The following is a 9624-nucleotide window of genomic DNA, read 5'->3' on the forward strand; positions in this document are numbered from 1 at the left end:
GTCACATGTGCCGCTTCAAACAAGAAAACCAATCGCAACAGTGGCCACACCCATGCTCGACTTTACTGGTTTGGGTATTTTGCAAGAAGCTCATAAATGAAATGTTTAGCAATTTTAGCGCAGCTTCATCAAGTTACTACGTTATTCCAACCAGTCCTTTTATCCGGCGGGTCTACCTCTGACTGGGGCAGATTTCTCGGGAAAATATTCTAAACAATTTTGCAGTTTGCTTGGTACGCAAATCATATTGCAAGCCTTACATGAATACGTATCATGTAGGGCTTGCAAAGCTATTATGGCGGATCTTAAACGGATTTGCCAAGCCAGACTGAGGATTACACACTAGCGGAATTAGATCGTTTTGGTCGGCAATAGGACACTCTCTATCCGCAAATCGCTTATTCATGGACAACGCACTGGGTTCAGCTGTGCACATTATTGAATATCTGCGAGACATCTGTGGGATCATTTACACGACAAATGCGATTGAGTCACGTCACAGCGTGATTCGTGCAGCGACAAAGTGCAGAAAGCTGTTTTGTAGAGTGAATCTGCCCCGAAAGTGACTTACATCAAGATTTTACAGACTGCAAAAATATGGACAATGCCTATCCAATATCTGCGATTCGCGTTGAATCGACTTATGATTAAAGTTAGCTAACTCATTCAAAAAACACGCTCATTGATTGCTCCGTGATACTTACACAGAATATAGGCTATTTGACAATAATTATGGATGTTGATAGTCTCGTTCTTACATTAACAGAATGTAACTGTACTTGTACGACTGTAGCACAGTAGGCACTATCTTGCATTTCGGTGAAGTCAGTAGATTTAGACTTACAATGACGCACTTTACACTCACCAAACTTTAAGTTTTAAATCTAACCCTACTCCACTAATGACATCCCCCCCGATTTCCCCGTTTTATGCAGTTCATACCATTTGGGTCCACAGACGTTTAATCACTGATATGGCGACACGAGATGCCTTAGGTAAATATAAAGGATCTAGCCTCGGTGTGCTGTGGTCGCTATTAACGCCAGTTTTTATGCTTACTATTTACACTTTCGTATTTAGTGAAATATTTCAGGCGCGTTGGACCGCAACGCACAGCTCTAAATCTGAATTCGCGATTGTCCTGTTTGCAGGCATGATTATGTTTAATTTATTTGCAGAGAATGTAAATCGAGCTCCGGGTCTGATTATAAGTAACGTGAATTTTGTTAAAAAAATCGTATTTCCATTGGAAATTTTGGCCTGCGTTAACTTACTATCTGCGATGTTTCATATGTTAATTAGCGTATTTGTTTTGCTGGTCTTTCAGTTCGCAATTACCGGCTATGTGCCCTTGACGATATTTCTTCTTCCATTTGTAGTTTTCCCACTTGCTTTAATTTGTCTTGGTACAAGCTGGTTTCTTTCGGCAATTGGGGTGTTTTTGAGGGATGTTAGCCAGACAATTGGAATTTTAGTTACAGGAATGATGTTCCTTTCCCCTGTTTTTTTCCCATTGTCCGCGATACCTGTGCGTTGGCAATTTTTTGCTAAGTTAAATCCTATGGTGTTTCCCATTGAAGCCGCGAGAGGGGTCATTGTCTGGGGCAATCAACCCGACTGGATCGAGTTAGTTCAATACACATTCTCAGCAATTTTTATCGCTTGGATCGGATTTGTTTGCTTCCAAAAAACTCGTAGGGGATTTGCGGATGTCCTCTGATTTGGCTGTTTCCATCAAAAATATCAGTAAGTGTTATCAAATCTATGAAAAGCCAAACGATAGGCTAAAACAAGGTTTTTTTTCTTTTGCCGCACGTTTGTGTCCGTTTAATACGTTGAAGCAGAGGTTATATTCTTTGGCGAATAATTCATCAAGGCAATATTGGGCGTTACACGACGTTAGCTTTGAATTGAAAAAAGGCGAGACTCTCGGAATTATAGGGAGAAATGGTTCTGGTAAAAGTACCCTGTTGCAGATTTTATGTGGGACGTTAAATCCGACTCATGGTGAGATCGTTGTTAATGGGCGCGTGGCGGCTTTACTAGAGTTGGGTTCTGGTTTTGATCCGGAATACACAGGTCGTGAAAACATTTATATGAATGGCCAATTGCTCGGTTTAAGCAAAGATGAGGTAGATGCGCGGATCGACGATATTATCGCGTTCGCTGATATTGGCGATTTCATTGAGCAGCCCGTTAAGACCTATTCCAGCGGTATGTTTGTGCGTGTGGCATTTGCTGTTATTGCTCATGTTGATGCAGATATTTTGATTATTGATGAAGCGCTTGCGGTTGGCGATGCATTTTTTACTCAGAAATGTATGCGGTTTTTGCGCGGCTTTATGGCGAAGGGAACGATACTTTTTGTCAGTCATGATACCGCTGCCATTAAGAGCTTATGCCAAAGTGCAATCTGGCTAGAGAAAGGTCGCACACAACTAAGCGGTTTTGCAAAAGACGTGTCGGAACAATACTTAGCTGCTTTTTATGAGGCTACTCAAGGTCAATCTGCCGTAGTGCAATTAAATTCGCCGGTCGCTTCTAAAATTCGTGCTGTAGAAAAGAAAGATCCCAGATTAAACTGGATTAACTTAAGTAACTTAAGAAATGACATTAAAGTATTTGAGTTCGATCAACATGCTGATAGTTTTGGTACAAAAGAGGCCAAAATTGTTTCAGTTGAATTACACGATCACAATATGAATCCTCTTAGCTGGATTGTTGGCGGTGAGCGCGTGGTATTAACTATTGCTGCCGCAGTTGCCCGAGATATTTATTCGCCAATTTTAGGTTTTTATATCAAAGACAAATTAGGTCAAGTTCTATTTGGAGATAACACTTACCTCACTTATTCCGAACAGCCACTTTCTGTCCAGTCTAACGTCAACATTTGCGCCGAATTTGAATTCGACATGCCGATTTTGCCAAAAGGAGATTACTCAGTTTGTGCTGCAATTGCGGTAGGGACAAATGAAACTCACACCCAGCTTGAGTGGGTTCACGACGCGATGATTCTCAGATCTGAGTCATCTTCAGCTACTACAGGATTAATTGGGATACCGATGCAAAATATTGGTATTAGAATCCTTGCTGAATAATTATTAAATCAATTTAAACCCTTAAATATAAATCATGCATACAAGTTCAATGGACAAAATGAAGGCGTTTCGAGATAAATATCTTGAAACAAAGAAGAATAATGAAATCGTCATTCTTGACATTGGTGCGCAAGAAGTTCACGTGAACGGCAGTTACAAGCCCTTATTCAGCGATCAGGAAAAGTGGAAATACCAAGGGGCCGATATGGTTCCTGGAAATAATGTAGATATCGTTTTAACGGATCCTTATGACTGGAGCCAGATCAAATCGAGCTCTGTTGACGTAGTGATTTCTGGACAGGCGTTTGAACATATTGAATATTTTTGGATCACAATGCTCGAAATTGCGCGAGTCCTGAAACCTGGAGGCATATGTTGTATCGTTGCGCCTTCATCAGGTTATGAACATCGTTACCCTGTTGATTGTTGGCGTTTCTATCCTGATGGTTTCAGTGCATTAGCCAAATACGCCAAGCTGGATGTGCTCGAGTCTTATACACAGTGGGAGGATTCTCCTTTGTATGACGACCACACAAATTGCTGGCATGACTCTGCACTTATAGCGAAAAAAACACGTGCATTTGGTATGCGAGACGTATTAAGACGTTTCTTAATTCAATTAAGTAGAAAACTATAGTATTGCATAAGATAAAAATACATCGGATGAGTTAAGAATCAAGCAATGGAAAATCACACTAAATACAGTAGGGATGTTATTCCTGACATAGAGGAATCGTTATCTAAGATTGTTGAAAAAATTAGCACTAATTCAGTCGTGTTAGATGTCGGATGCTCTAGCGGAATGCTTGGGCGCTACCTTGTAATGCAGAAGGAATGTGTAGTTGACGGTGTTGATTTAGACGGCGATGCAATCAATATTTGTCATCCTGTCTATCGAAAAGTAGCGATAAAAAATCTGGAAAATGATGATTTGCTTAATAGTTTTGCTGCAGAATCGTACGACTATATTGTTGTCGCGGACGTGATAGAGCATCTTAACCAACCAGCTAAATTATTAAGGCAATTAAGAATTTTAATTAAACCACATGGGACGATTTTATTTTCCGTACCAAATATTACGCACATAGCGGCATCTCTTGAGCTATTGGCTGGAAAGTTCAGCTATGCCCAAAATGGCCTTCTCGATAATACGCATTTACGTTTTTATTCTTATAAAAGTCTGCAAGCCAAACTAGCAGAGAGCGGAATATATCTTTGGGAATTAGATACGGTACAGAGAAATTTAACCGACACAGAGTACGGTGATGGACAAGTAAAACTTTTCCCAAGTGCTTGGCTAGACGCCATTATTACCAGTCGTCCGGATTCGCTCGTCTATCAGTGGATATTTCATACAAAAATTTATCCTAGTCTTGAACCCGTCAATGATATCGCTCGGTATCAAAAAAAGCTTATTAGCCCCATATTTACTACTGCACTTTATTTTTCTAGAGCACCGTCAGGAGGTTTTAATGAAGCAAATAAATTACCAGGTTATAAACATGAGGTGACTGTAAATGAATCTATTGTTGAATTTTATTTTCAAAACCAAAGTAACGAGCCATTGAGTCAAATTCGTATTGATCCAGCATCAGATATGAAGTCAATTTGGATTAAGCAGGCTCACATTATCAATTTAAATAAAGAAATTTTATGGCGGTGGTCCTCTAACGACGCAGACATCGAATTAGTTAACGCATATTGGACAGGTGTAAGTCCTGATCAAGGACGAATATTATGTTCAGAAAACGATGATCCCCAATGGTATCCAAAAATACCATTGGGGATATTGCGTGAGGTAAAAGCCGGTGATCAATTTTCAATGACGATCTGTGACAATGGCGCGACAATAGATGCTCAAATCGAAGCTGCTTGGAATAAACAAAAAAAAATAACTCAAAAAATAATTATTGACCAAACAGAAGCAGCATTAAAACAAAATACTCATATCCAGGCGCTTGAAGAAGAGTTGAGTAAGCGCACAAAAATTTCTGAAGAATTAACAAAAATTTCTGAAGAATTAAGAACACAACTTACTGAAAAAGAAGTCATTTTGCAAAGAATTTTGGATAGCCGCTCTTGGATTATTACCAAGCCTTTTCGCTACATTAACCGTAAATTGAAAATCGGTATTTTGGGGGCGTTGCAAACAATCATATTTGATGTATTTAGTTTTTTTTGGCGAATATTTCCTTTGCCCCGTAAGTGGAAAGGCATGTTAAAAAGTGCCTTAATCAGCAGTTTTCCATCTTTATTTGGTCGCTATCGTCATTGGGTTAATTCAGACCCGGTGCACGCTGGGTTGGCAAACTATGCATCCTTGCTAATTAGTGCTGAATTAACTGATGGCGCAAACGATATTGCAACTTATGTACCTCTGTTAGAGGCTGAGCCGTTGCAAAAAAAACAGGTGAAACTCATTTGTTTTTATTTGCCGCAGTTTCACGCAATACCTGAAAATAATGCATGGTGGGGTGAGGGGTTTACTGAATGGGCGAACGTTAAACCCGCCCAGTCTCAATTTGAAGGCCACTATCAACCACATGTTCCGGGCGAACTTGGTTATTACGATTTGCTAGATAGATCAGTTCAACGACGCCAAATAGAGTTGGCAAAGCTCTACGGAGTTGAGGGATTTTGTTTCTATTTTTATTGGTTTGGTGGAACCCGTTTACTTGAAAAACCGATAGAAAATTACCTGAATGATAGATCGCTAGATCTGCCATTTTGCTTGTGCTGGGCGAATGAGAATTGGAGTCGACGTTGGGATGGATTGGATCAAGAGATGTTGATTCAGCAGCAACATAGTCCTGAAGATGACATTGCGTTCATCGAACATGTAGCACGATACATGAGCGATGCACGATATATTCGTATAGACGGTAAACCTCTGCTAATTGTCTACCGACCAGGTCTGTTACCATCACCAAAAGAAACGGTTGCTCGTTGGCGTGTGTGGTGTAAAGAGAATGATATTGGTGAGATTTATTTGGCTTATACACAATCATTTGAAGTTGAAGATCCTACTGTCTACGATTTCGATGCTGCAATCGAGTTTCCTCCTAACAACTCGTCACCGCCCGACATTACTCATACTGTTCAACTTCTGAATAATGATTTTTCCGGTACCGTATACGATTCCAGAATATTTCTTTCTAGAAGCGAGGCTTATAAACAAACGGATTACACACTTTTTCGTGGTGTCTGTCCTTCGTGGGATAACACGGCTAGGCGAAAAAATAACGCAACTGTTTTTCAACATTCAACCCCAGCACAATATCAACGTTGGTTAGAAAACGCTATTCGGAACACTTTAAGGTATCAAAGTAAGCAAGATGAGCGTCTTATATTTATCAACGCATGGAATGAATGGGCTGAGGGCGCGCATTTAGAGCCGGATCAGCGATATGGATATGCATATTTGCAGGCTACGCGCGATGCAATTACTAAGACAACCTCGTCCCAAAGTAAGGCTATCCTGATAGTGACGCACGATTGCCATCCCCATGGTGCCCAATTTTTAATTCTTGAAATAGCTAGACAATTGAAGGAGAGTGGATTTTTAATTGCAATATTAGCGCTTGATGGTGGGAGTTTATTTGAAGAGTTTAACAAAATTAGTCCTACCTTTAACGCAAAAAAACAACCCCCTAAAGTTGTTCATGATTTTTTGAGGAAGTTAAACGCGTGCGGCACAATTGACGCAATCACTAGCACTGTTATTTGCGGAAGTATTCTGCCACTATTGAAATCAACAGGATTTCAAGTATTGAGTTTGATCCATGAAATGCCAGGGATTATCCGCGAAATGAAACAGGATGAGAATGCGAGAATAATTGCACATTTAGCCGATAAGGTAGTTTTTCCGGCATCTATTGTACATACGCTTTTCTGTGAGATCGCACCCGTATCGACGGAAAAGGTATTGATACAACCTCAAGGAGTATTGAGAAAAAATCCCTATAAAGATAATAAAAGTGAAGCGCATCGAGAAATATGTCTTAAGCACTCGTTGCCTGAAAATTCGCAGATTGTGTTATCGATAGGTTTTATGGATATGCGCAAAGGAGCTGATTTTTTTATTGATATTGCAAATAATATAATTCACACTTTGCCAAACGTTGTATTTATTTGGGTGGGGCATGCGGAAATAAGTTTTGAGCAAAAGCTTAAGGCTAAAGTGAAACAGCTGGATCTATCAGACAAAATTATTTTTACTGGTTTTGTCAGAGATCCAATGGCTTATTATGCTGCAGCATCAGTTTACGCACTTACTTCAAGAGAAGATCCTTTTCCAAACGTTGTTCTTGAGTCTGCAGAGGTTAGTGTTCCAGTGGTCGCATTTAAAGGAGCTTCAGGAACAGAGGAATTTATTCTCGAACAAGGTGGACGCATTGCAAATCACATTGATTTTGATACCAGTGATTTTTGCCGGCAGGTAAATGCTTTGTTGGACAGAGATCATAAAACCCAAAGTAGGGGGGGTCCATCTTTAAGGCAGTACGCAATTGACTTGGTTCATCACCTGAATGGTTTGCCTCGGGTCTCCGTGGTGGTACCAAATTTTAACTATGCTCAGTATTTAAAAATGAGACTGGACAGTATTGTTAATCAACAGTTTCCAATTTATGAACTGATAGTTTTGGATGATGCGTCTACCGATAGAAGCGAACAGGTAATCGAAGGATATTTGAATAAATGTAAATTCGATAATTTGTTGGTAAAAAATGAACTAAATTCTGGATCTGTGTTCAGGCAATGGGAGAAAGGTATTTCTCTTTCAAAGGGTGATTTAGTGTGGATAGCAGAAGCAGATGACTTGGCTGAGCCTGAATTCTTAGAGTCTCTAACCTCAGCATTTACTGATTCATCAGTGGTGATGGCATTTTCTCAATCGAAACAAATTGATGAGGAAGGAAGGGTGTTGGCAAATAATTACTTAGACTATACTCGTGACATTTCTTCTAAATGGGAAAAGAGTTATCAAACAGATGGAAAAGTAGAAATAGCAGAGGCGCTAAGTATTAAGAATACGATTCCAAATGTTAGCGGTGCAGTATTTAAACGAGAATCCTTAAGGAAGGTTTTTGATGAAATAGATGGAGACCTATATGATTACACTGTGGCAGGTGATTGGTTGCTTTATTTGAAAATTTTGTTAAACGGAAAAGTGTACTTTGAACACCGATCTTTAAACACGCATAGACGTCATCAACGCAGTGTAACCACTTCACTTAACGTCACAAGGCATCTCGAAGAGGTATGTAATTTGCAGAAGATAGCCAGATCACTAGTTGAACCCAGTAACGTTGCCTTGGTTAAAGCAGAACGATATCGAGAATATCTCCATAGGTATTTTGATATTCCGATGAGCAAAAGTATAAGTAATCAATGAATTTTTCAGAAAAAAAATATAACAAAGCAGTCATTTTAGGTGCCGCAGGTTTTTTGGGAATTAACCTTACAAACGCCTTAAGTAAAGCCGGATTTGACGTGACTTGCTTCGATCAGGTTAGCTCAAGCCATTGGCCTGAGGATGTAAAAACTATTCTGGGAGATTTTGTACATCCTTCGACAGAATTGATTGCAGAGTTGAATGACGCTTATGTATTTCACTTAGTGAGTTCTTGTAGGCCAAGCACGAATACGTTGAGCGCTGCAAAAGAGGTTTCTCTCGATTTAGTAACTACGATTAATTATCTAGAGCAAACTAAAGATCATGCTATTCAATGGATTTTTTTGTCTTCTGGTGGTACGGTATATGGCCAAAAAGATGCTGAATGTATAAATGAGTCAAGTCCAACAGAACCTATTTGCTCTTATGGATTGGTAAAACTCTCGATCGAGAGATACTTTGAGCTTTACAAGAGATTACATAAAACCAGCTATGTCACAATACGACTCGGAAATCCTTACGGACCTTGGCAAGATCCTAACAAGGGACAAGGTATTGTTGCTACATTAGTTAACAAAACAATAACAAATCAAAAAATTGAAATTTGGGGTGATGGTTCAAACGTCAGAGATTATATATACATCGATGATGCTATTGCCGGCATTATGAATGCAGCGTTCCACGGTACATCCGGAGAAATTTATAATGTAGGTACTGGGCAAGGAACGTCAATAATTGGGCTAATTGAAACAATTCGATTAAGTCTGAATCTCGATGTTACAGTCAGTCATGTTGATGCTCGGGCTGTCGATGTACGTAGCAACATTCTCGACTCTAGTAAGTTGCAATTACAAGCGAACTGGCAAATAGTCTTTGATTTGCAAGATGGGTTGCAGAAAACTGCCGAGTGGATCAAATTGACGTTGCCTCATTGACCGGTAAATGTCTTTTTTCTAAATTGACGGCTGAAATATCAAAAACTCATAGCGAGCAATTGCTATTTGTGCATTATTTGACAGCGTTACAAGGTGTTTTTCGAGCCTGTAAATAAATTTGTGTAAATGTCCACGGCCTATTAACCTCACCCGAGGAATTGACCGATGAATATTGTAATGGATAGAGACAAACTAA

The 9624-nt window shown here is 39.6% G+C and carries 5 protein-coding genes; all 5 read left to right on the forward strand.

Translation table 11 applies throughout. The features are described 5' to 3' along the window. Positions 1-901 precede the first annotated feature (901 nt). From AAKU64_RS21595 to AAKU64_RS21615, 5 genes are read left to right on the forward strand one after another with little or no spacing between them, the layout of a single operon-like run. Positions 902-1720 (forward strand): ABC transporter permease, encoded by an 819-nt coding sequence (locus tag AAKU64_RS21595; protein WP_503012669.1) that lies wholly within the window; start codon positions 902-904, stop codon positions 1718-1720. Then, entirely contained in the window at positions 1710-3098 is a 1389-nt protein-coding gene (locus tag AAKU64_RS21600) for an ABC transporter ATP-binding protein (protein WP_354363003.1), read from the forward strand. The genes AAKU64_RS21595 and AAKU64_RS21600 overlap by 11 nt, the downstream gene beginning before the upstream one ends. A gap of 34 nt (positions 3099-3132) precedes the next feature. Then, the gene (locus tag AAKU64_RS21605; RefSeq protein ID WP_354335468.1) at positions 3133-3735 is read left to right on the forward strand and encodes a methyltransferase domain-containing protein; all 603 of its coding nucleotides are present in this window, start codon (positions 3133-3135) and stop codon (positions 3733-3735) included. A 45-nt stretch (positions 3736-3780) separates the two neighbouring features. After that, positions 3781-8493: a glycoside hydrolase family 99-like domain-containing protein gene (locus AAKU64_RS21610; protein WP_354335470.1), complete on the forward strand. Its 4713-nt coding sequence runs from the start codon at positions 3781-3783 to the stop codon at positions 8491-8493. Next, on the forward strand, positions 8490-9428 hold the full coding sequence (locus AAKU64_RS21615; RefSeq protein WP_354335472.1) for an NAD-dependent epimerase/dehydratase family protein: 939 nt from the start codon (positions 8490-8492) through the stop codon (positions 9426-9428). The genes AAKU64_RS21610 and AAKU64_RS21615 overlap by 4 nt, the downstream gene beginning before the upstream one ends. The last annotated feature ends 196 nt before the right edge of the window (positions 9429-9624 follow it).

It is taken from the genome of Undibacterium sp. GrIS 1.8 (genome assembly GCF_040544445.1).
Taxonomy (GTDB): Bacteria; Pseudomonadota; Gammaproteobacteria; order Burkholderiales; family Burkholderiaceae_D; genus Undibacterium.

Bases quoted from the DNA above. Each gene is read 5' to 3' on its own strand.
- AAKU64_RS21595 (WP_503012669.1), top strand. From the start codon at position 902: ATGACATCCCCCCCGATTTCCCCGTTTTATGCAGTTCATACCATTTGG.
- AAKU64_RS21600 (WP_354363003.1), top strand. From the start codon at position 1,710: ATGTCCTCTGATTTGGCTGTTTCCATCAAAAATATCAGTAAGTGTTAT.
- AAKU64_RS21605 (WP_354335468.1), top strand. From the start codon at position 3,133: ATGCATACAAGTTCAATGGACAAAATGAAGGCGTTTCGAGATAAATAT.
- AAKU64_RS21610 (WP_354335470.1), top strand. From the start codon at position 3,781: ATGGAAAATCACACTAAATACAGTAGGGATGTTATTCCTGACATAGAG.
- AAKU64_RS21615 (WP_354335472.1), top strand. From the start codon at position 8,490: ATGAATTTTTCAGAAAAAAAATATAACAAAGCAGTCATTTTAGGTGCC.